Source organism: Streptomyces rubradiris, from assembly GCF_016860525.1.
Lineage (GTDB): Bacteria > Actinomycetota > Actinomycetes > Streptomycetales > Streptomycetaceae > Streptomyces > Streptomyces rubradiris.
On the sequence record NZ_BNEA01000015.1, the window covers coordinates 3,823,145 to 3,848,643 of the forward strand.

The 25,499-nt window shown below is 69.1% G+C and carries 26 protein-coding genes, 1 tRNA gene and 1 pseudogene; 10 read left to right on the forward strand and 18 right to left on the reverse strand.

Features of this window, described 5'->3' with window-relative positions:
- Positions 1 to 97: 97 nt before the first annotated feature.
- Positions 98 to 511 carry a PPOX class F420-dependent oxidoreductase gene (locus Srubr_RS30145; RefSeq protein WP_189998928.1) on the forward strand — a complete coding sequence of 138 codons (414 nt, stop codon included), beginning with the start codon at positions 98 to 100 and terminating at the stop codon, positions 509 to 511.
- Between the two features lie 146 nt (positions 512 to 657).
- Here the strand turns inward: Srubr_RS30145 and Srubr_RS30150 are convergent, their stop codons facing one another.
- Complete coding sequence (locus Srubr_RS30150) at positions 658 to 993, reverse strand: Rieske (2Fe-2S) protein (RefSeq protein WP_189998926.1); 336 nt, start codon at positions 991 to 993, stop codon at positions 658 to 660.
- A 346-nt stretch (positions 994 to 1,339) separates the two neighbouring features.
- Between Srubr_RS30150 and Srubr_RS30155 the strand changes: the two genes are divergently transcribed.
- The gene (locus Srubr_RS30155) at positions 1,340 to 2,344 is read left to right on the forward strand and encodes a helix-turn-helix domain-containing protein (protein WP_189998923.1); all 1,005 of its coding nucleotides are present in this window, start codon (positions 1,340 to 1,342) and stop codon (positions 2,342 to 2,344) included.
- A gap of 15 nt (positions 2,345 to 2,359) precedes the next feature.
- Here the strand turns inward: Srubr_RS30155 and Srubr_RS30160 are convergent, their stop codons facing one another.
- The 7 genes from Srubr_RS30160 to Srubr_RS30190 all read right to left on the reverse strand — a co-directional run bounded on the left by Srubr_RS30160 (position 2,360) and on the right by Srubr_RS30190 (position 10,380).
- Positions 2,360 to 3,400 (reverse strand): helix-turn-helix transcriptional regulator, encoded by a 1,041-nt coding sequence (locus tag Srubr_RS30160; protein ID WP_189998921.1) that lies wholly within the window; start codon positions 3,398 to 3,400, stop codon positions 2,360 to 2,362.
- A 207-nt stretch (positions 3,401 to 3,607) separates the two neighbouring features.
- Positions 3,608 to 4,714, reverse strand: a complete 1,107-nt coding sequence (locus Srubr_RS30165; protein ID WP_189998919.1) for a sugar ABC transporter substrate-binding protein — start codon at positions 4,712 to 4,714, stop codon at positions 3,608 to 3,610.
- Between the two features lie 369 nt (positions 4,715 to 5,083).
- Positions 5,084 to 5,551 (reverse strand): heat shock protein transcriptional repressor HspR, encoded by a 468-nt coding sequence (locus tag Srubr_RS30170; RefSeq protein ID WP_030790825.1) that lies wholly within the window; start codon positions 5,549 to 5,551, stop codon positions 5,084 to 5,086.
- A 5-nt stretch (positions 5,552 to 5,556) separates the two neighbouring features.
- Positions 5,557 to 6,723, reverse strand: coding sequence for a molecular chaperone DnaJ (gene dnaJ / locus Srubr_RS30175; RefSeq protein WP_189998918.1), 1,167 nt, complete (start codon positions 6,721 to 6,723; stop codon positions 5,557 to 5,559).
- Positions 6,724 to 6,756: 33 nt separating this feature from the next.
- Positions 6,757 to 7,428, reverse strand: coding sequence for a nucleotide exchange factor GrpE (gene grpE / locus Srubr_RS30180; RefSeq protein WP_189998917.1), 672 nt, complete (start codon positions 7,426 to 7,428; stop codon positions 6,757 to 6,759).
- Positions 7,425 to 9,260, reverse strand: coding sequence for a molecular chaperone DnaK (gene dnaK / locus Srubr_RS30185; protein ID WP_189998915.1), 1,836 nt, complete (start codon positions 9,258 to 9,260; stop codon positions 7,425 to 7,427). Before dnaK ends, grpE begins: the two co-directional genes overlap by 4 nt.
- 94 nt (positions 9,261 to 9,354) lie before the next feature.
- On the reverse strand, positions 9,355 to 10,380 hold the full coding sequence (locus tag Srubr_RS30190) for an MraY family glycosyltransferase (RefSeq protein ID WP_189998913.1): 1,026 nt from the start codon (positions 10,378 to 10,380) through the stop codon (positions 9,355 to 9,357).
- 200 nt (positions 10,381 to 10,580) lie between these two features.
- Between Srubr_RS30190 and Srubr_RS30195 the strand changes: the two genes are divergently transcribed.
- Positions 10,581 to 12,848 carry a (Fe-S)-binding protein gene (locus Srubr_RS30195; RefSeq protein ID WP_189998911.1) on the forward strand — a complete coding sequence of 756 codons (2,268 nt, stop codon included), beginning with the start codon at positions 10,581 to 10,583 and terminating at the stop codon, positions 12,846 to 12,848.
- A 123-nt stretch (positions 12,849 to 12,971) separates the two neighbouring features.
- Here the strand turns inward: Srubr_RS30195 and Srubr_RS30200 are convergent, their stop codons facing one another.
- On the reverse strand, positions 12,972 to 13,310 hold the full coding sequence (locus Srubr_RS30200) for an antibiotic biosynthesis monooxygenase family protein (RefSeq protein WP_030620648.1): 339 nt from the start codon (positions 13,308 to 13,310) through the stop codon (positions 12,972 to 12,974).
- Positions 13,311 to 13,396: 86 nt separating this feature from the next.
- Between Srubr_RS30200 and Srubr_RS30205 the strand changes: the two genes are divergently transcribed.
- Positions 13,397 to 14,446 carry a Yip1 family protein gene (locus tag Srubr_RS30205; RefSeq protein ID WP_189998909.1) on the forward strand — a complete coding sequence of 350 codons (1,050 nt, stop codon included), beginning with the start codon at positions 13,397 to 13,399 and terminating at the stop codon, positions 14,444 to 14,446.
- Positions 14,447 to 14,508: 62 nt separating this feature from the next.
- Here Srubr_RS30205 and Srubr_RS30210 read toward each other — a convergent pair whose 3' ends face one another.
- The 3 genes from Srubr_RS30210 to Srubr_RS30220 all read right to left on the reverse strand — a co-directional run bounded on the left by Srubr_RS30210 (position 14,509) and on the right by Srubr_RS30220 (position 15,861).
- On the reverse strand, positions 14,509 to 15,012 hold the full coding sequence (locus Srubr_RS30210) for a phosphoribosyltransferase (RefSeq protein WP_181797374.1): 504 nt from the start codon (positions 15,010 to 15,012) through the stop codon (positions 14,509 to 14,511).
- Positions 15,013 to 15,025: 13 nt separating this feature from the next.
- The gene (gene dcd / locus Srubr_RS30215; RefSeq protein WP_030620657.1) at positions 15,026 to 15,601 is read right to left on the reverse strand and encodes a dCTP deaminase; all 576 of its coding nucleotides are present in this window, start codon (positions 15,599 to 15,601) and stop codon (positions 15,026 to 15,028) included.
- Positions 15,602 to 15,702: 101 nt separating this feature from the next.
- On the reverse strand, positions 15,703 to 15,861 hold the full coding sequence (locus tag Srubr_RS30220; RefSeq protein WP_181797373.1) for a hypothetical protein: 159 nt from the start codon (positions 15,859 to 15,861) through the stop codon (positions 15,703 to 15,705).
- Positions 15,862 to 16,097: 236 nt separating this feature from the next.
- On the opposite strand from Srubr_RS30220, the gene Srubr_RS30225 reads away from it, so the two are divergent.
- Positions 16,098 to 16,171: transfer RNA gene (locus Srubr_RS30225), tRNA-Gly, on the forward strand.
- A 653-nt stretch (positions 16,172 to 16,824) separates the two neighbouring features.
- Here the strand turns inward: Srubr_RS30225 and Srubr_RS30230 are convergent.
- The gene (locus Srubr_RS30230) at positions 16,825 to 17,697 is read right to left on the reverse strand and encodes a helix-turn-helix domain-containing protein (protein WP_189998907.1); all 873 of its coding nucleotides are present in this window, start codon (positions 17,695 to 17,697) and stop codon (positions 16,825 to 16,827) included.
- A 149-nt stretch (positions 17,698 to 17,846) separates the two neighbouring features.
- Between Srubr_RS30230 and Srubr_RS30235 the strand changes: the two genes are divergently transcribed.
- Positions 17,847 to 18,734, forward strand: coding sequence for an alpha/beta hydrolase (locus Srubr_RS30235; RefSeq protein ID WP_189998905.1), 888 nt, complete (start codon positions 17,847 to 17,849; stop codon positions 18,732 to 18,734).
- Positions 18,735 to 18,823: 89 nt separating this feature from the next.
- On the opposite strand, the gene Srubr_RS42125 is transcribed toward Srubr_RS30235, so the two are convergent.
- The 5 genes and pseudogenes from Srubr_RS42125 to Srubr_RS30260 form a co-directional block, all read right to left on the reverse strand.
- Positions 18,824 to 19,363: a transposase gene (locus Srubr_RS42125; protein WP_189998903.1), complete on the reverse strand. Its 540-nt coding sequence runs from the start codon at positions 19,361 to 19,363 to the stop codon at positions 18,824 to 18,826.
- Between the two features lie 376 nt (positions 19,364 to 19,739).
- Positions 19,740 to 20,549 carry an SPDY domain-containing protein gene (locus Srubr_RS30245; RefSeq protein WP_189999012.1) on the reverse strand — a complete coding sequence of 270 codons (810 nt, stop codon included), beginning with the start codon at positions 20,547 to 20,549 and terminating at the stop codon, positions 19,740 to 19,742.
- Between the two features lie 209 nt (positions 20,550 to 20,758).
- Positions 20,759 to 21,909: pseudogene (locus Srubr_RS30250) on the reverse strand (tyrosine-type recombinase/integrase).
- Positions 21,909 to 22,121 carry an excisionase family DNA-binding protein gene (locus Srubr_RS30255; protein WP_019983959.1) on the reverse strand — a complete coding sequence of 71 codons (213 nt, stop codon included), beginning with the start codon at positions 22,119 to 22,121 and terminating at the stop codon, positions 21,909 to 21,911. The pseudogene Srubr_RS30250 and the gene Srubr_RS30255 overlap by 1 nt, the downstream one beginning before the upstream one ends.
- A 156-nt stretch (positions 22,122 to 22,277) precedes the next feature.
- Positions 22,278 to 22,535 carry a helix-turn-helix domain-containing protein gene (locus Srubr_RS30260; RefSeq protein ID WP_027758422.1) on the reverse strand — a complete coding sequence of 86 codons (258 nt, stop codon included), beginning with the start codon at positions 22,533 to 22,535 and terminating at the stop codon, positions 22,278 to 22,280.
- Positions 22,536 to 23,037: 502 nt separating this feature from the next.
- Between Srubr_RS30260 and Srubr_RS30265 the strand changes: the two genes are divergently transcribed.
- Genes Srubr_RS30265 through Srubr_RS30280 form a run of 4 tightly spaced genes read left to right on the forward strand, consistent with a single transcriptional unit; the run spans position 23,038 to position 25,394 of the window.
- Positions 23,038 to 23,592: a YwqJ-related putative deaminase gene (locus tag Srubr_RS30265; protein WP_189998901.1), complete on the forward strand. Its 555-nt coding sequence runs from the start codon at positions 23,038 to 23,040 to the stop codon at positions 23,590 to 23,592.
- A gap of 20 nt (positions 23,593 to 23,612) precedes the next feature.
- Positions 23,613 to 24,089 carry an SUKH-3 domain-containing protein gene (locus tag Srubr_RS30270; RefSeq protein WP_189998899.1) on the forward strand — a complete coding sequence of 159 codons (477 nt, stop codon included), beginning with the start codon at positions 23,613 to 23,615 and terminating at the stop codon, positions 24,087 to 24,089.
- Between the two features lie 10 nt (positions 24,090 to 24,099).
- Positions 24,100 to 24,471 carry a YwqJ-related putative deaminase gene (locus Srubr_RS30275; protein WP_308439951.1) on the forward strand — a complete coding sequence of 124 codons (372 nt, stop codon included), beginning with the start codon at positions 24,100 to 24,102 and terminating at the stop codon, positions 24,469 to 24,471.
- Positions 24,468 to 25,394: an SUKH-3 domain-containing protein gene (locus Srubr_RS30280; RefSeq protein WP_189998896.1), complete on the forward strand. Its 927-nt coding sequence runs from the start codon at positions 24,468 to 24,470 to the stop codon at positions 25,392 to 25,394. Before Srubr_RS30275 ends, Srubr_RS30280 begins: the two co-directional genes overlap by 4 nt.
- The last annotated feature ends 105 nt before the right edge of the window (positions 25,395 to 25,499 follow it).

Genomic DNA, 25,499 nt, shown 5'->3' on the forward strand with positions numbered 1-25,499 from the left:
TCGACCGCTTCCCAGTGCTGACTTAACCAGCGTACACAAAGTTGAGTCTATTCCGCTCAAGCTTCGAACGGGAGTGCCGAGGGGCTAGGTTGCGCGCATGACGAGGAACTCCATGAGCCCGGGTGCCCCCGGCGAGTCGTACCTCGCCTTCTGGCGGGAACGGCATCTGTGCACCCTGACGACCCTGCGCCCGGACGGCAGTCCGCACGTGGTGCCGGTGGGGGTGACGTACGACGCCGGGGCCCGGCTGGCCCGGGTGATCACCAGTGGGACCAGCGCGAAGGCCCGGTACGTGGCGGCGGCGGGCGAGGCGGGCGCCCGGGTCGCGGTGTGCCAGGTGGACGGCCGGCGCTGGGCGACGCTGGAGGGACGGGCGCGGGTGCGGACCGAACCGGACCGGGTGGCCGAGGCGGAGCGGCGCTACGCCGAGCGCTATCAGCGGTCGCCCCGGCCGAATCCGGCGCGCGTGGTGATCGAGATCGAGGTGTCCCGGACGCTCGGCAACGCCTGATGAACGGCGATTTTCGGCCAGCATGGAAATATCTGCATACTCCGATATATCCCCGCAAACGGCAGCGGCGTCACCGTGTTCAGGTCACGGTGACGCCGCTGCGGGGGGGAAGTACCTGAGCGATCTTTTACGACGGGGGAATCGCGTCAGGCACTGCGGGGGGTGGCCGAGATGGTCGTCAGATCGGACTCCGCCGGCTCGGTCAGCCGGTGGTCCCGCTGGTCCAGGTTCACGAAGATCATTCCGTACCGGATGGCACACCGCACCGGCTGCGGGGCACCACGCGGCCTGCGCAGGCACCGGTACGCCCGCACGTCCCCGTCCTCGCCCCGGGTGACGACGACCGGTTCGCCGAACACGGTCACCATCAGCGAATCACCGCTGTGGGGGATGGCGGTGACCAGGTCGATGAAGTGCCAGCCGGACCGGTAGGCGGTGGCCATTTCACGACGGAAGGAACGGTCGTCGGGTGGGGTGGTCATGACTCCACGGCCCAACTGCTGTCCGCCGGCGGGACCCACGAGCTGTCGCCCGGGACACCGGACGCCACGATCACCCAGCTGCTGTCACCGGCGCCGGGACCAACAGCGGCCTGTACGCGCCAACTGCTGTCCTGCGCGACAGCATCCTTCGTCCCCGCATGACCGGTCAGTACGCCGAAGGCCAAGGCGGCGGAGAAGGCGGCGACAAGCGCCGAGCGAAGCATTGTCTTATGCATAGTCGGCTTCGTCCTCATGTGAAGGTCACCTCTCCCCCGTCCGGATACGACGATGGCCCATTCCGGCACGTCATGGCCACACAAACGATGCATCATGTTCCTGCACGTTCATGACCCTGGGGGGTGGAGATTTGGCGATAAACGAGATTAAACGGACACATCCCCACGGTCTGACCGACCTGTGCGAGGAAGGGAGCCGTCTGTACGGGAATGCCCTCCGAACGGGGCGCATAGCCCGCGCCGACGTGGAAGCCGCCCCCTGCCTGATGGAGTTCGCCCTCCTCCACCCCGATCCCGACGACCCCAACTGGCTGCGCCCGGTCCCCCCGTCCATCGCCCTGGCCCAGCGGCTCAACCCGATCGAGCAGGAGATCACCCAGCGCCGCCGGGAGTCCATCGAACTCGCCGACGCTTTCGAGCCGTTCATGAGCATCAGCGCCCAGCCGACGGCGACCACCCACTCGATCACCGTGCTGGAGGGCCTGGACCGGATCAACGCCGCGCTGGACCTGGCCACCTCCCAGTGCCAGAGCGAGATGCTCACGGTCCAGCCGAGCCGCCGACGGCTCGAACACACCCTCGCCAAGGCCCTGGAGCGCGACCGCCCGCTGATCGAGCGCGGCTGCCGCATCCGCACCCTCTACCAGCACCCCGCCCGCTACAGCCCCGAGACGCTGGCCTACGTGGCCCAGTTCGCCGACGGCAAGGTGGAGTACCGGACGATCGACGAACTGGCCGAGCGGCTGATCATCTGCGACGAGACGGTGGCCTTCATCCCCACCCGGGACGACGGGGAGGTCGCGCTCGAACTGCGCCATCCCGGGCTCGTCCGCTACCTGGTCAAGGTCTTCGAGTTCATGTGGGCCCGCGCGGTCCCGCTGAGCGCCGGCGCCCCCTACGAGACCGCCTCCGACGGCATCACCGAGGTCCAGCACTCCATAGCCAAGCTGCTGGTCGAGGGGCACGTGGACGAGGCCATCGCCCGCCGCCTCGGCATGAACGTGCGCACCTGCCGGGCCCACATCGCCAAGCTGGCCCACGCCCTCGGCAGCGGCAGCCGTGCCCAACTCGGCTATCTCATCGCCCAGTCCGGCATCCTGGACCGCGACCACTGAGCCGGCCCGGCCGGTTCAGCCCGCCGGGGGTTCCGGGTCCGCGCCGGCCATCGCCCCGGCCGGCCGGGGCGGACGGTGCCCGTCCAGGCCCACCTGGGCGATGCGCACACCGAGCTGGGTGCGGCTGGCCGCGCCCAGGGTCTCCGACAGCCGGGCGATGTGCGCCCGGCAGGTACGCACGCTGATGCCCAGCCGCTCGGCGATCACCGCGTCCTGGTGGCCCTCCGCCAGCAGCGCGGCGATGGACTGCTCCCGGTGCGAGATCCCCTCGATGCCGGTGTCCGGCAGCGGCGCCGTCAGCGGGATGGCCAGCCGCCACAGCCGCTCGAAGACCGTCACCAGGTACTCCACGAGCGCCGGGTGGCGCAGCTCCAGGGCCATCGTGCGGTCGGCGTTGGCGGGGATGAAGGCCACCGTGCGGTCGAAGAGGATCAGCCGGTCGATGACCTCGTCCAGGGTCCGGGCCTCCACCGTGTCGCCCATCAGCTCCAGGTAGTTCAGCAGCCCCTGCCCGTGCCGCGCCACGTGCGTGTACAGGTCGCGCATGCGCACGCCCCGGCCGCGCAGCGCCAGCGCCCGGTGCAGGCCCTCGGTGAGTTCCGCCTCCCGCCGGATGCCGCCGGGCTGCACGGTGAGCACCTCGGTGGTGCACGCCTCGGTCGCCTCGTCCATCGCGGTCTGGATGCGGGCCAGCCCGTCCAGGACCCGGATGGCGCTGCCCTCGGCCGGTGCCGCCAGGGCGTCGCGCTGCCGGCCCAGGCCCGCGTACCACTCGAAAGCGGACACCGCGGAGCCCACCCGCCGCTGGCTCGCGCTGACCTCGTCGTAGACCCCGCGCAGCAGCCGGGTCATGACCTCCTGCGGGGAGGTCGGCACCAGCCAGTCCATGTCGTCGGGGTCGGGGTGCAGCAGCGCCAGGTCCAGCAGGCAGGGCACGGGCCCGGCGTCCGAGCGCGGCACCCGCCCCCGGCGCACGGCACGGGAGTACACCCGATCCCCGGCCTCACACAGCCGGTCGGCACCGTGAGGATGCTCCTCCGCCCCGTGCCCGGCCATCGCCCATTTCACCCCCGGTGTGCTGCCACTTCCGCAGCGCAACTATGCGCGGCGCCGACCGGCTCCGCAACACGGGTGCCCCGACGGCGCCACCCAAGTGATCCCGGTCCGCCCGGGTTTGGGGGGGTGCCCGGCCATCACATCACACCGGGGTGGCGAGGGCGGCGCACCGGTGGCTCCGGCACCGCCGGACACGCACCGGACCGGTCACTTCAGCCCGATCGCCGCGCAGGCCGTCTTGTACCTGGCGGTGCAGATGTCACCGGCCGAGTAGATGCCGTCCGCGATGACCGTGTCCTTGATGGTGTCCTTGGTCAGCGCGCTCACCTGGAGCAGCCGCGCCGGGATGTCCTTGGTGGTGGGGCTGTCCACCCGGTCCCGGGTGAGGGCGTCGAACTGGATGCCCTTGCCCTGGATGCGCATGACGGCCATCTGCGCGGCGGCCTCGGCCTCGTCCGGGTAGGACTTGTAGACGCTCATGTACTGCTCGCCGGCCACGACCCGCTGCACCGCGTCCAGGTCGGCGTCCTGGCCGGTGACCGGGGGCAGGCTGGTGACGCCCGCCGCCTTCAGGGCCTTGATGACACCGCCCGCCATGCCGTCGTTGGCCGAGTAGACACCGGCGATGCCGGCCTTGCCGAGCTTGGCGATCGCCTTGGCCATGTTCGCCTCGGCGTTCTCCGGCTTCCAGTCCGTGGTGTCGTAGCTGTCGGCGATCGTCACCTTGCCGTTCAGCTCGGAGAGCGCGCCCTGCTTGAACTGCTTGGCGTTGGGGTCGGTGGGCGAGCCGTTCATCATCACGATCTTGTCGGAGGTGTCGGCGGTCGAGCCCAGCGCCTCCAGCAGGGTCCGGCCCTGCACCTCGCCGACCAGCTCGTTGTCGAAGGAGACGTAGGCGTCGATCGGCCCCTCGGCCAGGCGGTCGTAGGCGATGACCGGGATGCCGGCGTCCTTGGCCTTCTGCACCTCGCCGGCGATGGCGTGCGCGTCCACGGCGTCCAGCAGGATGACGTCGGCCTTGGCGTCGATCATGTTGCGCAGCTGCTCGGCCTGGCGGGCGGCGCTCGCCTCGGCGTTGGCGTACTCGACCTTGCCCTTGTCGTGGGTGAGTTCGGCGACCTTGCGCTTGATGATGGGGTAGTCGAACTTGTCGTAGCGGGTGTTCGCCTTCTCCGGCAGCAGCAGGCCCACGGTGATGTCGTCGCCCTTGGTCGGGCTCGCGCTCGCCCCGTCCTCCGTCGCGTTCAGCACGCCGCAGCCGGCGAGCGAGAGGGTCATCGTGGAGGCGGCCACGGACATGGCGATACGACGCATTCGGGGGCTCACTTCAGGTGTGGTACGGAGGGGTACTGCGCTACGACCAGATGTCTGAAAAGACAACGCGCAGCGCCCACCCGGCGTCAAGAAAAATCACTTAACGAGTGCGCAACACCACGCTCGGCTGACCCTGTGAAGGTCACGCGAAACCGCCTGCAAAGGCCCTTTACCCACCCTCCATCTCAAGGAAGTTCACGCGGCGGACCAGATCCGCACAACCGGCCCGGTTCACCACGAGTGGTGATCACCGGCGGCCCCGGGCCGGGCTCCGGACCGGTCAGGAGAACGAATGATTCCGGCCAGCGCGCCGGACAACGCGAAAGGGGCCCGGTACACACCGGGCCCCTCTCCACGCGCTGTACGCGTTCAGTCCTGCTGCTGCCGCTTGGGCCGCCACACCACCAGCGCGCTGGTCTGCTGGACCTCCTGGTACGGCACCAGATCGCGCCGGTAGGAGGCGTGCACCGCGGCCTCGCGCTGCCGCATCGCCGCCGCCGCGCCGTCCAGGGCCGCCTCCAGCTCCGCGACCCGGGACTGGAGCGCGGCGACCTGGTTCTCCAGCTCGATGATCCGCTTGATACCGGCCAGGTTGATGCCCTCGTCCTGCGACAACTGCTGCACCTGGCGGAGCAGTTCGATGTCACGGGCCGAGTAGCGCCGGCCCCGGCCGGCGGTGCGGTCGGGGGAGACCAGGCCCAGGCGGTCGTACTGGCGCAGCGTCTGCGGGTGGAGTCCGGAGAGCTGGGCCGCCACCGAGATGACGTAGACCGGGGTCTCGTCGGTCAGTTCGTACGGTGAGAAACCCCCGCGCTGGCGGGGACGACGGCCATCCATCTCTCTCAAGCTCCCTTCGCGGCCTCGAACAGCTCCGCCCGCGGGTCCTCGCCCGCGGTCGCCTCGCGATACGCCTCCAGCGCGTCACGAGCCTTCCCCGACAGGTCCTCGGGAACACGCACCTCCACGGTGACCAGCAGATCGCCGCGGGTGCCGTCCTTGCGGACCGCGCCCTTGCCCCGGGCCCGCATCGTACGGCCGTTCGGGGTGCCCGGGGGCAGTTTCAGGGTGACGGGCGGGCCGCCGAGGGTCGGCACCCGCACCTCGCCGCCGAGGGCCGCCTCGGGATACGTCACCGGCACGGTGACGGTGAGGTTGTCGCCCTTGCGCCCGAACACCGGGTGCTCCCGGACGTGGACGACCACGTACAGATCGCCGGCCGGGCCGCCCCGCTCGCCGGGCGCGCCCTTGCCGCGCAGCCGGATGCGCTGGCCGTCGGTCACCCCCGCGGGGATGCGGACCTGCATCGTCCGCGACGACTTGGCGCGCCCGCTGCCCTTGCACTCCTCGCAGGGGTGCTCGGCGATCAGGCCGCGGCCCTTGCAGTCGGGGCAGGGGTCGGTGAGCGAGAAGCCGCCGCCGGAGCCCCGCGCGACCTGTCCGGTGCCGACGCAGGTCGGGCACACGCGCGGTGTGCCGTTCTTGTCGCCGGTGCCCGAACAGGCCTTGCAGGGCGCCTGGGAGGACATCCGCAGCGGCACCGTGGCGCCCTCGATGGCCTCCGTGAAGCTCAGCGTCACCTCGGACTCGACGTCCTGGCCGCGCCGGGGCTGGGTCCGCGGACCCGCGGCGCCGCCCCGGTTGAACAAGCCCCCGAAGACGTCACCGATGCCGCCGCCGAAGCCTCCGCCCTGGGCGGCGCCGCCGAACAGGTCGCCCAGGTCGAAGTTGAAGGAGCCGCCGGCCGCGCCCGGTCCGGGGCGGAAGCCGCCGTTTCCGAACAGCGCGCGCGCCTCGTCGTACTCCTTGCGCTTCTTGGGGTCGCCGAGGACGTCGTTCGCCTCGGAGATCTCCTTGAAGCGCTCCTCGGCCTTGGCGTTGCCCTTGTTGGCGTCCGGGTGGAACTCGCGGGCGAGCTTCCGGTACGCCTTCTTGATCTCGGCCTCGGTGGCGTCCTTGGGGACGCCGAGGACCTTGTAGTAGTCCTTCTCGATGAAGTCCTTGGTGCTCATCCCCGACGTCCCTCCTTCCCCTGTGCCGTCACGTCAGCCCTCGTCCGGGCCACCGTTCTCCTTGTCGCCGTCCGCCGCGGTCTTCTCCTCGGCGGCGTCCTCCGCCTGGTCCGCCTTGACGGTCTGCGCGCCGGGCTGCGGCTCGGCCACGGCCACCCGCGCGGGGCGGATGGTGCGCTCGCCGATGCGATACCCCGGCTGGAGGATCGCCACGCAGGTCGTCTCCGTGACGTCCGGCGCGTAGCTGTGCATCAGGGCCTCGTGGATGGTCGGGTCGAAGGGCTCGCCCTCCTTGCCGAACTGCTGCAGGCCCATCTTGGCCGCGACGGTCTCCAGCGACTCGGCCACCGACTTGAAGCCGCCGACCAGTTCGCCGTGTTCCCGGGCCCGGCCGATGTCGTCGAGCACCGGGAGCAGCTCGGTCAGGAGGTTCGCCACGGCGATCTCCTTGACCGCGGCCCGGTCGCGCTCGACGCGGCGGCGGTAGTTCTGGTACTCGGCCTGGAGGCGCTGGAGGTCCGCCGTGCGCTCGCTGAGCGCCGTACGCACCTGGTCCAGCTGGGCGACCAGCCCGGCGTTCTCTGCGTTCCCGTCCCCGGCCGGGGCCGCCCCCTCCTCGGAGGCGGCCTTCGGCTCGGCGTCGTCGGAGGTGGCGCCGGAGGGGACGTCGGGCTTCTCCTCGAAGCCCGGGGTCTCCTCCGTCACGCGGCACCGTCCTTGCGCTCGTCGTCCACGATCTCGGCGTCCACGACGTCGTCGTCCTTGGCGTCACCGGCGGGGGCGCCGCCGGCGGCCTGGGCGCCCTGGGCGTCGGCGTACAGGGCCTGGCCCAGCTTCTGCGAGACGGCCGCGACCTTCTCGGTGGCGGTGCGGATCTCGGCGGTGTCCTCGCCCTTGAGCTTCTCCTTCAGCTCGGCGACGGCGGACTCCACCTCGGTCTTGACCTCGCCGGGGACCTTGTCCTCGTTGTCCTTGAGGAACTTCTCGGTCTGGTAGACGAGCTGCTCGCCCTGGTTGCGGGTCTCGGCGGCCTCGCGGCGCTTGTGGTCCTCCTCCGCGTAGCGCTCGGCCTCCTCGCGCATGCGGTCGACCTCTTCCTTGGGGAGCGAGGAGCCGCCGGTGACGGTCATCTTCTGCTCCTTGCCGGTGCCGAGGTCCTTCGCCGTGACGTGCATGATGCCGTTGGCGTCGATGTCGAAGGAGACCTCGATCTGCGGGACGCCGCGCGGCGCCGGCGGCAGACCGGTCAGCTCGAACATGCCGAGCTTCTTGTTGTACGCCGCGATCTCGCGCTCGCCCTGGTAGACCTGGATCTGCACCGACGGCTGGTTGTCCTCGGCCGTGGTGAAGATCTCCGAGCGCTTGGTCGGGATCGTGGTGTTGCGCTCGATCAGCTTGGTCATGATGCCGCCCTTGGTCTCGATGCCGAGGGACAGCGGGGTGACGTCGAGCAGCAGGACGTCCTTGACCTCGCCCTTGAGGACACCGGCCTGGAGCGAGGCGCCGATGGCGACGACCTCGTCCGGGTTCACACCCTTGTTGGCCTCCTTGCCGCCGGTCAGCTCCTTGACCAGCTCGGCGACGGCGGGCATACGGGTGGAGCCACCGACGAGCACGACGTGGTCGATGTCGTTGATGGAGATGCCGGCGTCCTTGATGACGTTGTGGAACGGCGTCTTGCAGCGCTCCAGCAGGTCGGCCGTCAGCTGCTGGAACTGGGCGCGGGTGAGCTTCTCGTCCAGGTGCAGCGGGCCCTCGGCGGACGCCGTGATGTACGGCAGGTTGATCGAGGTCTCGGTGGAGGAGGACAGCTCGATCTTGGCCTTCTCGGCGGCCTCGCGCAGGCGCTGGAGGGCCATCTTGTCCTTGGACAGGTCCACGCCGTGGCCGGACTGGAACTGCTTGACCAGGTAGTCGACGACGCGCTGGTCCCAGTCGTCACCACCGAGGTGGTTGTCGCCGTTGGTGGCCTTCACCTCGACGACGCCGTCACCGATCTCCAGCAGCGACACGTCGAAGGTGCCGCCACCGAGGTCGAAGACGAGGATCGTCTGGTCGTCCTTGTCGAGGCCGTAGGCGAGCGCCGCGGCGGTCGGCTCGTTGACGATCCGCAGGACGTTCAGACCGGCGATCTCGCCGGCCTCCTTCGTCGCCTGGCGCTCGGAGTCGTTGAAGTAGGCCGGGACGGTGATGACCGCGTCCGTGACCTTCTCGCCCAGGTAGGCCTCGGCGTCCCGCTTCAGCTTCTGCAGGATGAACGCGGAGATCTGCTGCGGGTTGAAGTCCTTCCCGTCCAGCCCGATCTTCCAGTCGGTGCCCATGTGGCGCTTGACGGACCGGATGGTCCGGTCGACGTTGGTGACCGCCTGGCGCTTGGCCACCTCGCCGACGAGCACCTCGCCGTTCTTGGCGAAGGCGACGACGGACGGCGTGGTCCTGGCACCCTCGGCGTTGGTGATGACGGTGGGCTCGCCGCCCTCCAGAACGCTGACGACGGAGTTAGTCGTGCCCAGGTCGATGCCGACCGCACGTGCCATGGTTGATTCCTCCAGCTGACTTGAGTGGAACAGGCTCAAGTGTGCCCGAGGAGACCCGCGGGGTCAACAGACCTGAGTCAATCAGGCTCAACTCTTATCCGCTCCTTACACGCAACGGCCCGCTGACCTGCGTAGACGCCGTGCGTTGAGGTGGCGGCACAGGCATCCGAAGGAGTACGAGGACGATCACGGTGACGGCGACCGCGCCGGCCACCCAGAGCGCGGCACCCTCCCCCGTCCACCCCGCGTGCACCAGTACCCCCACGAGCACGGAGGAGAACGAGGCGGCCCCCAGCAGCACGACCGACCCCGGCGGGGTGAGCCCGAGCCGGCGCAGCCGGTGCGCGAGGTGGTCCGGGCCGCGCCGCAGCAGCGGGCGCCGGGCGGTGGTCCGGGCGAGCACCACGAGCAGGGCGTCGGCGACGGCGACGGCACCCAGGCAGAACACCACCGCCGCGCTCGGGCCGAGCGCGTACCCCGCGCGCGTGAAGACGACGGCGGAGGACAGCACGAACCCGGTGAACAGCGAACCGCACGCGCCGAGGCCGATCCGCGCGGGATGCCAGTTGTGCATCAGGAAGCCGGTGAGGGCGGCGGCGACCACGCTCAGCAGCACGGCGAGGCCGTCCATCACCTCGGCGGCGGCGCAGGCGCCCACCCCGAAGGCGGTGATCACCCCGACCGTCCCGGCCAGCCCGTCGGCGTGGTCCAGCCCCCGGAAGGCGAGGGTGGTGAGCACGATCCAGCCGACGGCCAGCGCCCCGCCGGGCAGGCCGGTGTCGTCGTAGGGCACCACGCAGACCGCCGCCACGGCGGTTCCGGCGGCGAGCACGCGGGCGCGCAGCCGCCACACGTCGGCCACCAGGCCCAGGGCGGCGACCGCGGCGGCGGCCGTCAGCAGCTCCCCGACCCCTTCCCCGAGCGGCGCCACCCGGCTCCACTGCCCCATCCCGGCGACCAGGCAGGTGACGGCCACCACGGCGAGCCCGCCGAGCAGCGGGAGGGGACGCTGCCGACGCCGGTCGAGGATGCCGGCCCGCAGGGCGGGCGCCCGGAGCGCCGCGGTGAGCACGGCGGTCAGGAGCAGGGCGGCGGTAGCGGCGGCGATCCCGTAGAGCACGGCTCTAAGGTAGGGGCGAAAGTATCAATTCGGTACGAATAACACGATCCGATTGCCTGGCGGCGACCCAGATCACCCCGCGCTCTGCTGCATCCCGACGGAAGATGGGGGTAGTCTCAGACGGACTACATAAGTTACCGCTTAGTAATGTCCGTCAGCCCAGACAGCTCGTTCCGACCGAGGCCGCTTCAGGAGCCCCAATGCAACTCGCCGCGATCATCGTGTCGCTGGTCCTGATCGTGGTCGGCGTGGCACTGTTCGGCCGCGCCCTCCTCCAGATCTACAACCACATGCGGCTGGGCCAGCCGGTACCGGCCGGCACGCGGACCAACGATCCCACACAGCGCACCATGACCGTGGTCCGGGAGTTCCTCGGCCACACCCGCATGAACCGCTGGGGCATCGTCGGCGTGGCGCACTGGTTCGTCGCCGTCGGCTTCTTCACCCTGCTGCTGACGATCGTCAACGCCTTCGGGCAGCTGTTCGAGGCGGACTGGATCCTGCCGGTCATCGGCGACTGGGCCCCGTACAACGTCTACGTCGAGTTCATCGGCACGATGACCGTGCTCGGCATCCTCGTGCTGATCGCGGTCCGCCAGCTGAGCCACCCGCGCGACCCGGGCCGCAAGTCCCGCTTCGCCGGCTCCAACTTCGGCCAGGCCTACTTCGTCGAGACCGTCATCCTCATCGTCGGCGTCTGCATCTTCATGCTGCACGCCCTCGAAGGCGCCCAGCACCACGTGGACGGCTACGAGGCCTCGTTCTTCATCTCGTACCCGGTCGTCGCCTGGCTGCGCGGGATGGACCTCTCCACGCTCCAGAACCTCACCTACTTCTTCGCCGGCCTGAAGATCGCGACCAGCTTCATCTGGATGATCACGGTCTCGCTGAAGACCGACATGGGTGTGGCCTGGCACCGCTTCCTGGCCTTCCCGAACATCTGGTTCAAGCGCAACGCCGACGGCTCCACCGCGCTCGGCGCGCTCCAGCCGATGACCTCGGGCGGCAAGCCGATCGACTTCGAGGACCCGGGCGAGGACGACGTCTTCGGCGTCTCCCAGGTCGAGCAGTTCTCCTGGAAGGGCCTGCTGGACTTCTCCACCTGCACCGAGTGCGGCCGCTGCCAGTCGCAGTGCCCCGCCTGGAACACCGGCAAGCCGCTCTCGCCGAAGCTGCTGATCATGTCCCTGCGGGACCACGCGCACGCCAAGGCGCCGTACCTGCTCGCGGGCGGCGGCAAGACCATGGAGGGCGAGGAGAAGGCGACCGAGGAGCAGCTCGCCTCGGTGCCCGCGTCCGCGCTGGCCGAGGCCGAGCGCCCGCTGATCGGCACCGCCGAGGAGAACGGCGTCATCGACCCGGACGTGCTGTGGTCCTGCACCACCTGCGGCGCCTGCGTCGAGCAGTGCCCGGTGGACATCGAGCACGTCGACCACATCGTGGACATGCGCCGCTACCAGGTGATGATCGAGAGCGCCTTCCCCTCCGAGGCGGGCACGATGCTCAAGAACCTGGAGAAGAAGGGCAACCCCTGGGGCCTGGCGAAGAAGCAGCGCCTGGAGTGGACCAAGGAGGTCGACTTCGAGGTCCCGGTCGTCGGCAAGGACATCGAGGACCTCACCGAGGTCGAGTACCTGTACTGGGTCGGCTGCGCCGGTGCCCTGGAGGACCGCGCCAAGAAGACCACCAAGGCCTTCGCCGAGCTGCTGCACATCGCGGGCGTGAAGTTCGCGATCATGGGCGGCGACGAGAAGTGCACCGGTGACTCCGCCCGCCGCCTGGGCAACGAGCCGCTGTTCCAGGAACTCGGCATGGAGAACGTCGCCGCGCTGAACATGGCGTTCGGCGAGGATGACGAGGACCCGGCGACCAAGAAGCCGAAGTCCGCGAAGAAGATCGTCGCCACCTGCCCGCACTGCCTGAACACGCTCGGCAACGAGTACCCGCAGCTCGGCGGCGACTACGAGGTCATCCACCACACCCAGCTGCTCCAGCACCTGGTGGACGAGGGCAAGCTCATCCCCGTCACCCCGGTCGAGGGCATCATCACCTACCACGACCCCTGCTACCTGGGCCGCCACAACAAGATCTACACGCCCCCGCGCGAGATCATCGGCAAGGTCCCGGGCCTCAGGAACGAGGAGATGCACCGCCACAAGGAGCGCGGCTTCTGCTGCGGCGCCGGCGGCGCGCGGATGTGGATGGAGGAGCGGATCGGCAAGCGCATCAACAACGAGCGCGTCGACGAGGCCCTGTCCCTCAACCCCGACATCGTCTCCACCGCCTGCCCGTTCTGCCTGGTCATGCTCACCGACTCGGTGAACGGCAAGAAGAACGACGGCAAGGCCAAGGAGTCCATCCAGGTCGTGGACGTCGCCCAGCTGCTGCTCGAATCCGTCAAGACGCCGGTCGACCCGGCGGGCGACGCGGAGGCCGAGAGCGCGCCGGAGCCGGAGCCGGTGAAGTAGCTCCGCTCCCCCGGCGTACGGCGCCCCCTGCTTCGCACAGGCAGGGGGCGCCGTCATGTCTCCGCGGGGTCTCTGCGAGGGCCTCCGCGGGGTCTCTGCGGGGTCTCTGCGGGGGCGTACGGCTCAGGCGCCCTTGGGACCGGCCTGCTGGACCACGTCGAAGGACCACAGGGTCGAGCCGGAGGCCGCCGGCTTCGGACGCTCGCCGCCTTCGCCACCGCCCTCGCCGCCACCCTGGTGCGCGGCCTTCATCGGCCCCTCCATCCACGCCTGGAAGGACTCCTCGTCCCGCCAGCGGGTGTAGACGAGGTACTGGTCGGTGCCCTCCACGGGCCGCAGCAGCTCGAACCACTCGAAGCCGTCGGAGTTCTCCACCGCGTGGGCCCGCGAGGCGAACCGCTTCTCCAGCACCTCCCGCTGCTCGGCGGGAACGGTCAGCACGTTGATCTTCACTACGCTCATGAACCCATCCTGGACCATGAGCCCCCGCCGAACAGCGCGGAACCCCGAGGGGATTCGGGGTTCGGTGCCTGACGGCCCCTTAGGGGATGTCACAGGTCGGCCGCAAAGCCGGGCGAAGGCCACAGGCCCCGTCACGCGGGCCGCCCGGACCAGGTACGTTCGATGACGTGGCTGGATTCAGGATCGGACGCGGGGGCCGGGACGACCGTACCCCCCAAGGACAGCAGGCGCCCCAGGGACCGGCGTACGGACACGGGCACGGCCCCGCGCAGCCCGGGGGACCGGCGTACGGACAGCCGCCGTACGGCCGCCCGGGCCCCTCGGCGCCCGCGGGCCCCTCGTACGGCTACCCGTCGGCGCCACAGCCGCCGTACCCGCATCAGGGACAGCCCTACGGCTACCCGGGCCCCTCGGACGACGGCCCCGAGTACTTCGGCGACGGCGGCCACCAGGGCGGCGGCCACGGCGGGCACGACCCCTACGCGGCGAACCAGCCGGGCCACACCCAGGCGTTCTCGGTCGACGAGGCCGCGGCCTACACGCAGGGGGCGACCTACCAGGCCGGCTCGGCCCCCGCGCCGGCCGCCCCGATCGGCCCGCCGCTGCACTGGAAGGACCTGCTGAAGGGGATCGTGCTCGCCCCGAACGAGACGTTCCTGCGCATGCGGGACTACACGATGTGGATCCCCGCCCTCATCGTGACCTTCCTCTACGGCCTGCTCGCCGTCTTCGGCTTCGACGGCGCCCGCGAGGACGCGATCAGCGCGACGCTGTCCAACGCGGTGCCGATCGTGCTGGTGACGGCGATCGTGATGGTGCTGGGCCTGTTCGTCCTGGGCGCGGTCACCCACACCCTGGCCCGCCAGCTCGGCGGCGACGGCGCCTGGCAGCCCACGGTGGGCCTGTCCATGCTGATCACGGCCCTCACCGACGCGCCCCGGCTGATCGTCGCCATGTTCTTCGGCGGCGACGCCGGCTTCGTCCAGATCCTCGGCTGGGCCACCTGGATCGGCGCCGGCGCCCTGCTGACCCTGATGGTCTCCCGCTCCCACGACCTGCCCTGGCCGAGGGCGCTGGGAGCGGCGGCGATCCAGCTGATCGCGCTGCTGTCGATCGTGAAGCTCGGCACGTTCTAGGTACCGGCGCATGGGAAAGGGGCCCCCGCGGGGGCCCCTTTCCCATGTCTGCGCGCCGGAGGCTAGGCGTCGAGAACCTGCCCGGCCCGCTTCACGACGGGCGGCTCGACGCTCCAGGGGAAGTTGATCCAGTCGTCGGTCCGCTTCCACACGTACTCGCACTTCACGAGCGAGTGGGACTTCTCGTAGACCACCGCGGAGCGCACCTCGGCGACGGTGTCCAGGCAGAAGTCACGGACGAGCTTGAGCGTCTTGCCGGTGTCGGCGACGTCGTCCGTGATCAGGACCTTCTTGTCGGAGAAGTCGATCACGTTGGGCACGGGGGCGAGCATGACCGGCATTTCCAGGGTGGTCCCCACGCCGGTGTAGAACTCCACGTTGACCAGGTGGATGTTCTTGCAGTCGAGGGCGTAGGCGAGCCCGCCGGCGACGAAGACACCGCCCCGGGCGATGCTCAGCACGATGTCGGGCTCGTACCCGTCGTCGGCGATGGTCTGCGCCAGTTCCCGGATGGCGGTGCCGAACCGCTCGTAGGTCAGATTCTCCCGCACGTCTGCGCTGCTCATGCTGTAGTCGCCCTCACACCTGGGTCCGATGGAAATTGAGGAAGGACCGCGAGGCGGTCGGCCCGCGCTGCCCCTGGTACCGCGAGCCGTAGCGCTCACTGCCGTACGGGGACTCGGCGGGCGAGGTCAGCCGGAACATGCACAGCTGCCCGATCTTCATGCCCGGCCACAGCTTGATGGGAAGCGTGGCGAGGTTGGACAGCTCCAGGGTGACGTGCCCGCTGAAGCCGGGGTCGATGAACCCGGCGGTGGAGTGCGTGACCAGTCCGAGCCGCCCGAGCGAGCTCTTCCCCTCGAGCCGCGAGGCGAGGTCGTCGGGCAGCGTGATGACCTCGTAGGTGGAGGCGAGCACGAACTCCCCGGGGTGCAGGATGAACGGCTCGTCCCCGTCGGGCTCCACCAGCCGCGTCAGGTCCGCCTGCTCGATGGAGGGATCGATGTGCGGGTAGCGGTGGTTCTCGAACACCCGGAAGTAACGGTCCAGCCGCACGTCGATGCTCGACGGCTGCACCATGGATTCGTCATAGGGATCGATCCGTACCCGCCCGGCGTCGATCTCGGCCCGGATGTCCTTGTCTGAGAGAAGCACGTAGCGAGGATACGCAAGGCGCGCGGAACCATCGCAATCACGACGGCCCCGCGCGCTCCCTGTCACGCCCCGGCTACGCCCGGTGTGCGCTGCTCTCCCGCCTACCGCTTCTCCAGCACGACAGGCACCGCGCTGCGCAGCCGGGCGCATCGCGGACACCGCACGAGCCGGCCGGGGCCGAGCCGCTCGGCCTGCTGCATCGGGAACGAAGCGGTGCTGAAGACGTGCCCGTCCGCGCAGCGGACGACGGTGCGTTGCATCAAGTCCCTCAAGTCCCTTCCCCAAGAGCCGCGTCCGGCGTTCTGCCCGGACGCCAAAAGCCACATTACGGGATCAAAGAGACGACTCTCCAGGCGGCACTCCGGCCCCCACGGTACGCCCCAACTCGCGTCACCCTCAGCCGGATCCCCGACCCTGGAACACCAGGACTCCGCGATGATGTAGAGTGAGCGAGCGTCCGGACAAGGGATTCCTCAGACCCCATGTCCGTACATACGCGGGTGTAGTTTAATGGTAGAACATCAGCTTCCCAAGCTGAGAGCGCGAGTTCGATTCTCGTCACCCGCTCCAGAGAGAAGCCCCAGGTCAGCGGCCTGGGGTTTGTTTGTTGTCTAGTCCAATTCGGGGTAGGCGCCCTTCGCGTGCCCTAAGTCGAGGCGAACGGGAGGGGCCGAGGGGCCTTGCATGGCAGTTGAGAGCCATGCGGTCCCGGGTTATCTCGCATCGCGAGATCGGTTTCGCGTGATCCGCGCCACAAGCGGGCCGGGTTCGTGTGAAGTCGCGTACGCGAAGCCGGGTGCGGCTGCGTCCAGGGCCGTGATGGGCCGGCCCTCGTCCAGCAACGGAAATCGAGGACGGTGCGGACCACTCCTAGCATCCGTTCGCGGACTGCCGTTGGTGCCGGACCTCATCCAGTAGAGGTCGTCCAAGAGGGAGGAGCGGGCTCTCTTTTCCCCGAGGGCGTCACTGCGGCGACCGGCGCCGGGGCGGCCCTCGGCAATCGTCCCGTCCACGGACAGGAGCCCCCACCCGGCCGCGGGCCCAGTGATCGCCGAGAACAGGCGGGTCTTCCGCGATGTACTCGGCGTACTCGTCGGCACTGAGGAGGCCGTTCGCCCATCACGTCGTCCGTGCGGAGTCGCTTTTGAGCGGCACCGAACTAGGGGGTGTATCGAAAGTGGCGACGGTTCGCTGCTCCTCGAAAAGATCAGTAGCAGTGATGCTCACGAAGGTTGCGGACTCTGGGCCGTGCCGTGGGCCAGGTCGGCCAGTCGTTCCGCGTCGAGGGTGCCGGGTTCGGCCGACCAGAGCACGAGTTGCTGTTCTGGTGCACCGGCGTAGCGGAAGGTGTCCCAGTCGAGGGCGAGTTCACCGACGAGGGAGTGGGTGATGCGTTTGCTGCCGAAGTCCTGGTGCGCGACGCGGTGCTCGGCCCACCAGACCCGGAATTGCTGATCGGCGACGGCCAGCTCGCCCACGAGAGCTGTGAGGGCTGGGTCCGTCGGATTCGTTCCGGCTTCCATCCGCAGGACTTCGACGCATGTGCGGGCCACGTCTTCCCAGTCCGGGTAGATGTCGCGCATCACGGGGTCGGTGAAGACCATGCGGACGTAGTTGCGCTCGGGCTCGGGCACGGCCGCGAAGTCGCACAGCAGCTGTGCTGCCAGTGGGTTCCAGGCGAGGATGTCGAGGCGTGGGCCGAAGACGATGGCGGGTGTACCGGTGAGCTGGCCGAGCAGCCGGGTCAGGTGCGGGTGCACCTTGGGGCGCGGGGACCGGCGCGGCGTCTTGCGGTGTCCGGCGCGCGCGGCCTGGTCGACCAGTCCTTCCACGTACGTCCTCTGGTCGGCGTCCAGCCGCAGCTCCCGCGAGAGGGACTCGAGCACCGGCGGCGACGGTGCCAGCCGGCCCTGCTCGATGCGTACGTAGTAGTCGGTGCTGATCGCGGCGAGCTCAGCCACTTCCTCGCGGCGCAGTCCCCGCACGCGGCGTCGGGTGTGGGTGCGCTCGGGGAGCCCGACCTGCGCCGGTGTGAGCTCGCCACGGCGGTGCTTGAGGAACTCACCGAGCTCACGAAGATGCGCGGAATCAGCCATTCCTCCAGCATGGCACCGAGGGAAAAGCTCTGCCTGGGAGAGATCCTTCCTAGGAAGCAGCCCGACCTTCCCGGGCCCCGGCCGTCGGCCGGACAGTGGACACAGGCCCGCAGATCGCCGGCCGGCACTGATTCCCCCAGGAGCAGAACATGAGGACCGACGTCCGTTTCCCCACCAACGGCCTGGAGCTCGCCGGTCACCTCTACCTTCCCGAGGACAGCGACGGCCCGCTCGCCGCCATCGTCGTCGGCCACCCCACGACCGGAGTCAAGGAGCAGGCGCCGGCGGTGTACGCCACACGCCTGGTCAAGGAAGGGTTCGCCGTCCTGACCTTCGACGCCGCCTTCCAGGGCGAATCCGAGGGCATGCCCCGCGGCCTGGAGGACCCCTTCCAGCGCGCCGAGGACTTCCGCGCGGCGGTCACCTACCTCACCACCCGCCCCGAGATCGACCCAGACCGCATCGGCGTGATGGGCGTGTGCGGCTCCGGCGCCTATGCCCCCTACGCCGCCCAGACCGACCACCGGATGAAGGCCGTGGCCGGCGTCTCCGGGACCGACGTTCCCAGCTTCTTCCGCGGCGCCGACCCCGAGGGCTGGCAGCAGATGGTGGCAAACTCCGGAAACCTCCGCAGCGCCGAAGCCGCCGGCAAGCCCGCGACGACGTTTGCCGTGCTTCCCGAGACGGCCGATGCCGACACCCCCGCCCCGGTCGCCGAGTTCATCGACTACTACAAGACGCCCCGCGGCAGGCACCCGCGCTCCACGGGAGACGTGGTCGTGCGCAGCGCGGATCTCCTCGACCAGTTCGACTCCTTCGCCGACGTCGCCAAGATCGCGCCTCGCCCGCTGCTCATGATCGCCGGCACCGAGGCGGTGACCCGTGGTTTCTCCGAGAAGGCCGTCGCCGACAGCCCCGGCAACGCCGAGCTGTTCCTCGTCGAGGGCGCCACCCACGTTGACCTGTACGACCGCGACCAGTACGTGACTCCCGCCGTCGCCAAGCTGGCCGAGTTCTTCAGCAAGCACCTCGGCTGAGCCGGCAAGCGTGAGCGGTCATCCAGCGGACGCCTCGTCCGCGCTGCGGGTAGATCCCCTTGGTCAGGGTGGAACGTCCCCGGCGAGAGTCAGGCGCCCGAGTGTCGCGAAGGTGCTGGTCGCAGCCACTCTCCGATGGCTGCGACCAGCACCATGGCCTCGTAGCGAACGGCAAGCTTGCCGTATCTCGTGGCGACCGCGCGATGTCTCTTGAGGCGGTTGATCCCACACTCGACCGCATGGCGCTCGCGGTAGTCGACCGGGTCGAAATGAGGCGGCCGGCCACCGCGGGAGCCGAGTTTTCGGCGGTTGCGTGCCTGGTCGGCCTTCTCGGGAATGGTGCATCGGATCCCTCGCCGACGCAGGTAGGCGCGGTTCCTGCGGGAGGCGTACGCCTTGTCAGCACGCACCCGACTGGGACGGATGCGTGGCCGGCCGGGCCCAATGCGAGGCACGCAGACCTTATCCGGCACCGGTTCGAACTGCGGAGAGTCCCGCGCTGCCCGGCCGTGACCACGGTCGATCAACCGCCGCCGAGGCCAGACGGGCGGCCGCCCCGCCCTGGCCCCCTTCGGCAACAACGGCTCCAGCACCGCCAACTGCTCGTCCGTGAGATCTCCCCGACCCATGAACCACGATCATTCACAGCCCAAGATCCACTTTCGACACACGGCCTAGTCCAGGCCCCGGGCAGCGACGGCAACCACCAACAGTTCCGCCTCGGCTGACCGAGCGAGAGCAGCGGCGGGACCTTCAACGCCCTTGGCCCAGCAGAGGTCCCGGACCGGCTCACAGCCTCGCGGTTGTCCAACGTCCCGACGGCTGCCGTGCCACCCTCGGCGATGTCCACGCTTTCCGAGCATGGTGAAGCCCGGCACCCAATGGGATGCCGGGCTTCACCATTCCGGTCGGGGCGGAAGCGACCGAGGCCATGTCGTAGTTCGGGCGCGTAACGGCCCCGGTCCACAGGCCCTCGGGTTTATCCGCCCGTATCGGACTGGGCCGTCAGATGGCCGGAGCGCGCAGGAGGCGGTCACGGGTGCTCTCCGGGAGCACCCGGCGCAGGACTGGCGCGGTGGTGCTGACCGAGCGGGCGAAGGCGGCGACCAGGTCGTGGGGGACGCCGGAGCTGAAGGATGCCGCCCACAGGCATCCCCCGCCGAGCACCGGCTCGGCCCACGCCTGCCACCCGTCCAGCTCGTCGCGGGTGAGGGCCTGGGGGTCGCCGTCCTGGATGAGGGGCGGCACCGTGCCGTAGCTGAGGTGGGTGGTGAAGGTCGCGTCCATCGCTCCCGTGTGCGGCTGGTCGATGTCGAGGAGCCAGCCGTGCCCGGTGACCGCCTCAAGGACCAGCTCGGTGCCGCCGAACGGAGTTGCGGGGTGCCGGCGTGCGTCGAGCGCGACGAGGAAGTCGGCGATGGCCTCCCCGGGGATATCGGGGGTGAAGTACGCCGACCACTGCGCGAGCGGGCTGCTCGTGTCGGCGTGGGCCGATACGTGCCAGGCGATCGGCAGGTCGCCGAGCAGGAACGGCTCGTCCGCCAGGACCCATTGGGCCCACCGCAGTGTGTCGGGGCTGAGGTGCAAGACGGTGCTGCGCACAACCTGCCGGTCCTCCGGTGCCTCCTGCGGCTCCCGCAGGCCGCGGACCATCGTCAGACTCGTCCAGCCCATAGCGGTGAGGGTGTCGGCGACGGTGTCGTAGAGGCGACCGTCGTCGCCGGCCAAGTGGCGGGGGCCGACCCAGCAGATCGCCGGGACGCGGCCGGGGGTGGAGGGATCGAGTGGGATGTCGGGGCTCAGGGGCACCTCCAGGGTGAGGGGATCTACTGGCCTCCGCACGCGGTACGGCGGGGACAAGGCGGTGGCTGAACGGCAGACTGCCAGGCCAGTTTTACGGTGACCTCGGGTGACAGCGAACCCCGAGGAAGTCCGTGGGCATCACCCGGGAAGTGCTGTGCCGTGAGCCGGACAGGTTCTACCTGGTCCTGCGTGTAGCCGGCCGGACTCGCGTGCGTGCGTCCTCATCCTTCGCGCGCTGTGCGCTTGTCGGCGAGCGACTCGCTCAGTTGCTGCCGGACCTCGGCGTCGATGCCCTGGACCAGCTTGCGCTGGTGCTTCGCCGTCGAGTGCTGGTAGATCAGCTGGGCGCGCTCCGAGGACTGGCCGGCGCGGACCATGAGGTCCTTCAGCTTGGCGCCGGAGTCGGCGGCGAGGGTGTTGCCGGTGTGCCTGAGGTCGTAGAAGCGGAAGTTGTCCGGCATGCCGACCTGCTTCCTGGCCTTGCGTCACTTGCGGCCGAAGGTCGAGCGGCGGAACGGAGCGCCCTTCTCGCCTACGAAGAGGAGGCCGTCCGGCTCCTTCTCCGCGAACCACCGAAGGTGCCGGCGCAGCTCCGGCAGCAGGAAGTCGGGCAGGTACACGTGCGCTTGCCCGCGCGGGTCTTGGGGGCGCCGGTGACCCGCTTACCGTTCGTCAGCTCCGGCGAGGCGTGCGTGATCCGCAGGGAGCACTCGTCGAGATCGACACTGTGCCGGCGCAGCTCGGCCAGTTCCTCGGGGCGGAGAGAGGCGAAGGCGCCGAGCAGGACCATGAGCCGCCAGCGCGGGCCCATGGCGTCGGCGAGGTCGAAGACCTGCTCCACGGTCGCGGTGGGGCGCTCGTCGGCCTCCTCGTTGCCGGCGCCCTTGATGCGGCACGGGTTGGTCGGGAGCAGGTCGTCGTCGACCGCGGTCTGGAGGATCGCCTTCAGCAGCCGGTACGACTTGGCGACCGTGGTGGCGCCCGTCGCCTTTCGCCGTTCGGCACGCCAGGCGCGGACGGAGGGCGGGGTGATCTCGTCCAGGTCTTTGCCGCCGAAGGCCGGCAGGATGTGCAGGCGGAGCAGGCCGCTGTAGCGGTCGACCGTGGTCGGTGCCAGGCCGCGCTCTTCCAGCCACCGCAGGGCGTACTTCTCGAAGTTGACCGCGCCGGCGTCCGGGTTCCGCCACTGGTTGCGGTCGATGTCCGCGCGGACCAGGTTGAGCCAGTCCTGCGCGTCGGTCTTGGTGTCGAACGTCTCGGGGGCCTTGTGGCGGGTCCCGTCCGGGCCGACGTAACGGGCCTGCCACCGGCCCGAGGCGAGCCGGCGTACGGTGCCGAACTCGCGTCGGCGCTGTGGTCTGCGTCCTGCCATCAGGCTGCCCTCCCGTACCGGAGGCGGGTGCGGCGGACCGGCTCGACGGTGCGTGCCTCGATGTACTCGGTGACGGCGCTCTCCGGGATGCGGACCGGGCGGCCGAGCTTGACGTAGCGGATGCGGCGTTCGGCGATGAGGCGGCGCACGAACCGTTCGCCCGTGCCGAGTTGTTCGGCGGCTTCGCCCACCGTCAGCAGACGGTCAGCCATGGGTGATCACCTCCTTCGGGGCGCGCTGAAGACGGAAGCGAGCAGGGGGTATTGCGGGTGGGCGCAAGTGCGGTGGCTCCTCACTCGGGGCGGAGGCGGGGCGGCGGTTCTGGAGGTGGGGGCGGCGTGGGGGTTCTCGGAGTGGCGAAGTCGGGTTCAGGTGGTCGCCGGGCCGCGGAGGAGGGCCGGGACCGGCACGTGCAGCGCCTGTGCGATGGCGACCAGGTCGTCGATGTCGCAGCGGCGCTGCGCGCGTTCGATGCGGGACAGCATCGTGTTGGACATCGGCCGGCCGAGAGCGGTGACACGAGCGGCAAGCTCCCGCTGCGGGAGACCGCGCTCGGTGCGGAGAATTTCGATGTTCCGGGCGGCCCTTATTCCGGCTGGGCCGATTTCCAGTGAACGTGCTGCCATGGCTCCGTTGTAGCGTGCACTCGCCGGTTTGGTTAACCGGCGATCGTCGGCTATGTTGCGCCCCGCGCACACGGCACGCGGGGGTACGCCCATCTCGTCAGCCCGCGCGTCGAGCAGCGCCGACAGGGTGTCTGACGTGGGGTGTTGTGTTGTAGCTTCGCCGCCCGCAGACGTCAACGGTTTGTCGATGTGATCCTTCTGGCTCGGGTTCCTGGGCAACTATTTGGTCAGCGGCCGATCGTGCCCTACCGTTTTCCCACCGCCCTCTCCGACCTGTTTTCCGACCGCCTTTCTGCCGTCAGAGATCTGGCCGTTTGGGGCTGGACTTGTCCGCACTGGGTGTGGCTATGTTGACGACAGCCCCGGAAAAGCCGCGGTCGGCTCAGCGAGCCGCGCGGCAGCCGGCCGGCCAACTTCCCCACACCTGACGCCCCCACCGCCCCCGTCGACGGTGAGCCATGGGTGCCCGCCCCCTGGCCACCGAGTGAGGACCGCCCCGCTCTTGGCACGAATCCGCACCATCAAGCCCGAAGCCTTCGTCTCCGAGTCCCTGGCCGCCGTCTCCCTGACCGCCGAGCGCACCTTCTTCGGCCTGCTCACCCAGGCCGACGACCAGGGCCGCCACCGCGACCACGCCGCGATCATCGCCGGACACGAAGGGATCCTGACGGGACACACCAGTGTGTCGAGGCTGAAAAAGAATCCCCAGAACCCGGATCCGCAAGAGAATCTGGATACACATCCCGCCCTGCAGTCCGTCCTGGACGACATCGACCGACAGACACAGGCCGAGGGTGGAAATACGGGTGTCGGGCACGGAAAGTGCGCTGAAGTGGCGCTGATCTCCGACCGACTGCACGCTATATCAGAGCGTGACGGTGTCGACATACGGACCACCGATGACATCAGAAGGGTGATGGAGGGAGCACAGGTGCATACGCGGCAGATCGGCGACATGAAACCGGACAAGCCTGGATTCTTGAGCCACGGGGAGTACAAGCCGCCCTGCGCCTCCTGCGCGCGCATGCTTCCGCTGATCGGCGTCACCGCTGTTTGACCTGGAAAAGGATAAAAACTGTGTCCACATTGAAGTCGCCCGAGGCAGTTGACGCCTGGCTGGCGAAGGCCGGATGGCACCCGGGCCGTAGGTGTGACGACCTCGCCGCCACCGAGATCGAGGACTGTCAGGCATCATTCCGCAGGGACGGCGGCAGTCTTGACGTCATCCAGCCCGCTCTCGATTTTCTGCGCGAGCATGTCGGCCTTGTGGCACCCCTGCACGACTCTCCCGAAGACACCGTGATGTTCCTTCCGGCCCTCATGTACCGGGGCGCAGCGGAAGACGTTCAAGAACTCGCCGACGGACTGGGGAAAAAGGTCTTCCCCGTCGCGCACGACACGTACGACGGTGGCACGATCCTCATGGACGAAGCGGGGCGGTTCTTCTACCTGCATCACAGCGGCGAGTACTTCCTCGGAAATGACAAGTACTCGGCGTTCATGAATTACTCGCGTGGCTATCCGCTCGAACACGCGGAGGACTACTATGCCTGAGCATATTCCGATGACCGCCGCGTCCCTGCTGGTGAACGGCAAGATCTTCAGCCAGGCCGACCTCGACGCGGATTCGGACCCGGATCTACATCCTGCGGTTTCCGAGTTTTTTCAGCAGCTTCCTGCCGCGCAGCGGGAACCGTTCATGGGTTACTGCGCGGAGACCGCACTTATCTCCGATCAGTTGTGGGGCTTGGACGAGCAGCTTCCGAGCGGGGGGAGAACGACCCTCGACGATGCGACGGGGCATTTTTCGGGGTCGGCCATAGTGACGAGAAAGATTCGCCCCGAAGGAGATCCGGAGCACGGACGTCATGCGAAACCGTGCCGATCTTGCACAGCTCTGCTGGAGCGTCTCGGCATCGAAGTGGTGGACGAGTGACTCAGCACCACCGGGCTCCGGAGAGGATCGGTTGGACCGCAGGGAGGAACGCCGAGCAAGAGGCGATGCAGGCAGCGCTGCGGCTTGCAGCGATGACGGAGAGCTACGGAATGTCTCTGTCGCTGTTTCCTGCCGCGAAAGCCTTTCTGAGTGAGTTCTACGGCCTCGATCACCGGCCGGTGGAACCGGGCCGGGAGGTGGCCTCTATCGGGTTTTCCATCGATCCGGAGAAGGCCAGGTTCCAGCTCATCAAGTTGGACCACCTGTCCGCCGGGCTCCGCGTGGCTTTGTTCCCGGTCGGTGTGACCGAAGACGACTCCGTACTTGCTGTGGGTGAAGAGGGACAACTTCTCTCTTTCGGTCTCGGTGGCTCCTGGCACATGGGGGACCGTGCGCTCGAAGGCATCGAGAACATGATCACCGGGCTGGCTCCGCGCAGGCTTCGCGAAATCGCGCATGCCTGGGACTTGAAGTCGGCGGCGGCCGTCGGTCCCGTTGTCGGAGCCGTGCAGGCAGCGCTGACGGCCGTGTACGTGTTGCACCATCCCGGTATTTACAGCGCCAGGAGCGTCTGCCTGACTCTGACCACTCTGCGTGGCAGTGGCGTCGAGATTGCCCGGCGGTCGATCGGCATACCGAATGGTCTCCTGGATGAGGCGCTGTCGCCGATCGTTCGTGACGTGGAGGAGATCCTTGCGGCCCACGCCGACGGCGTGGGCTGTGAGGTGAAGCTGACCGTAGAGGTGCCCGGCGTGCATGCGGAAACCTCGCCCGGTCTGGTCAGGTTCTCGGCCCGGTTCGGACATGTGGCCATGCAGACCAACGACGTCGAGGCCAGCCTCCGCGTCGGAGCGGGTGCGCAAACCGGCAGCCTCCACGTACGAGTCGTCGACGCTCTGCGCGGTCTGAAGCAGATGTCATGAGAGGCGGGGCTCTGCTGAGGTGCTTGACATGCGAGCCGAGGTCACCCGGACCGGAGGGTCTGCCCGGCTGCCGCCGACATGGCACTACGGCGCCGTGCCCACAGC

Coding starts and splice junctions, on each gene's coding strand:
- Srubr_RS30275 (WP_308439951.1), top strand. CDS start 24,100: ATGACCGCCGCGTCCCTGCTGGTGAACGGCAAGATCTTCAGCCAGGCC.
- Srubr_RS30150 (WP_189998926.1), bottom strand. CDS start 993: ATGACCACCCCACCCGACGACCGTTCCTTCCGTCGTGAAATGGCCACC.
- Srubr_RS30200 (WP_030620648.1), bottom strand. CDS start 13,310: ATGAGCGTAGTGAAGATCAACGTGCTGACCGTTCCCGCCGAGCAGCGG.
- dnaJ (WP_189998918.1), bottom strand. CDS start 6,723: ATGAGCACCAAGGACTTCATCGAGAAGGACTACTACAAGGTCCTCGGC.
- Srubr_RS30210 (WP_181797374.1), bottom strand. CDS start 15,012: ATGAGCAGCGCAGACGTGCGGGAGAATCTGACCTACGAGCGGTTCGGC.
- Srubr_RS30160 (WP_189998921.1), bottom strand. CDS start 3,400: ATGGCCGGGCACGGGGCGGAGGAGCATCCTCACGGTGCCGACCGGCTG.
- Srubr_RS42125 (WP_189998903.1), bottom strand. CDS start 19,363: ATGGGTCGGGGAGATCTCACGGACGAGCAGTTGGCGGTGCTGGAGCCG.
- dnaK (WP_189998915.1), bottom strand. CDS start 9,260: ATGGCACGTGCGGTCGGCATCGACCTGGGCACGACTAACTCCGTCGTC.
- Srubr_RS30165 (WP_189998919.1), bottom strand. CDS start 4,714: ATGCGTCGTATCGCCATGTCCGTGGCCGCCTCCACGATGACCCTCTCG.
- Srubr_RS30145 (WP_189998928.1), top strand. CDS start 98: ATGACGAGGAACTCCATGAGCCCGGGTGCCCCCGGCGAGTCGTACCTC.
- Srubr_RS30260 (WP_027758422.1), bottom strand. CDS start 22,535: ATGGCAGCACGTTCACTGGAAATCGGCCCAGCCGGAATAAGGGCCGCC.
- Srubr_RS30230 (WP_189998907.1), bottom strand. CDS start 17,697: ATGGCTGATTCCGCGCATCTTCGTGAGCTCGGTGAGTTCCTCAAGCAC.
- Srubr_RS30155 (WP_189998923.1), top strand. CDS start 1,340: ATGACCCTGGGGGGTGGAGATTTGGCGATAAACGAGATTAAACGGACA.
- Srubr_RS30220 (WP_181797373.1), bottom strand. CDS start 15,861: ATGCAACGCACCGTCGTCCGCTGCGCGGACGGGCACGTCTTCAGCACC.
- Srubr_RS30235 (WP_189998905.1), top strand. CDS start 17,847: ATGAGGACCGACGTCCGTTTCCCCACCAACGGCCTGGAGCTCGCCGGT.
- Srubr_RS30205 (WP_189998909.1), top strand. CDS start 13,397: ATGTCACAGGTCGGCCGCAAAGCCGGGCGAAGGCCACAGGCCCCGTCA.
- Srubr_RS30195 (WP_189998911.1), top strand. CDS start 10,581: ATGCAACTCGCCGCGATCATCGTGTCGCTGGTCCTGATCGTGGTCGGC.
- Srubr_RS30170 (WP_030790825.1), bottom strand. CDS start 5,551: ATGGATGGCCGTCGTCCCCGCCAGCGCGGGGGTTTCTCACCGTACGAA.
- Srubr_RS30255 (WP_019983959.1), bottom strand. CDS start 22,121: ATGGCTGACCGTCTGCTGACGGTGGGCGAAGCCGCCGAACAACTCGGC.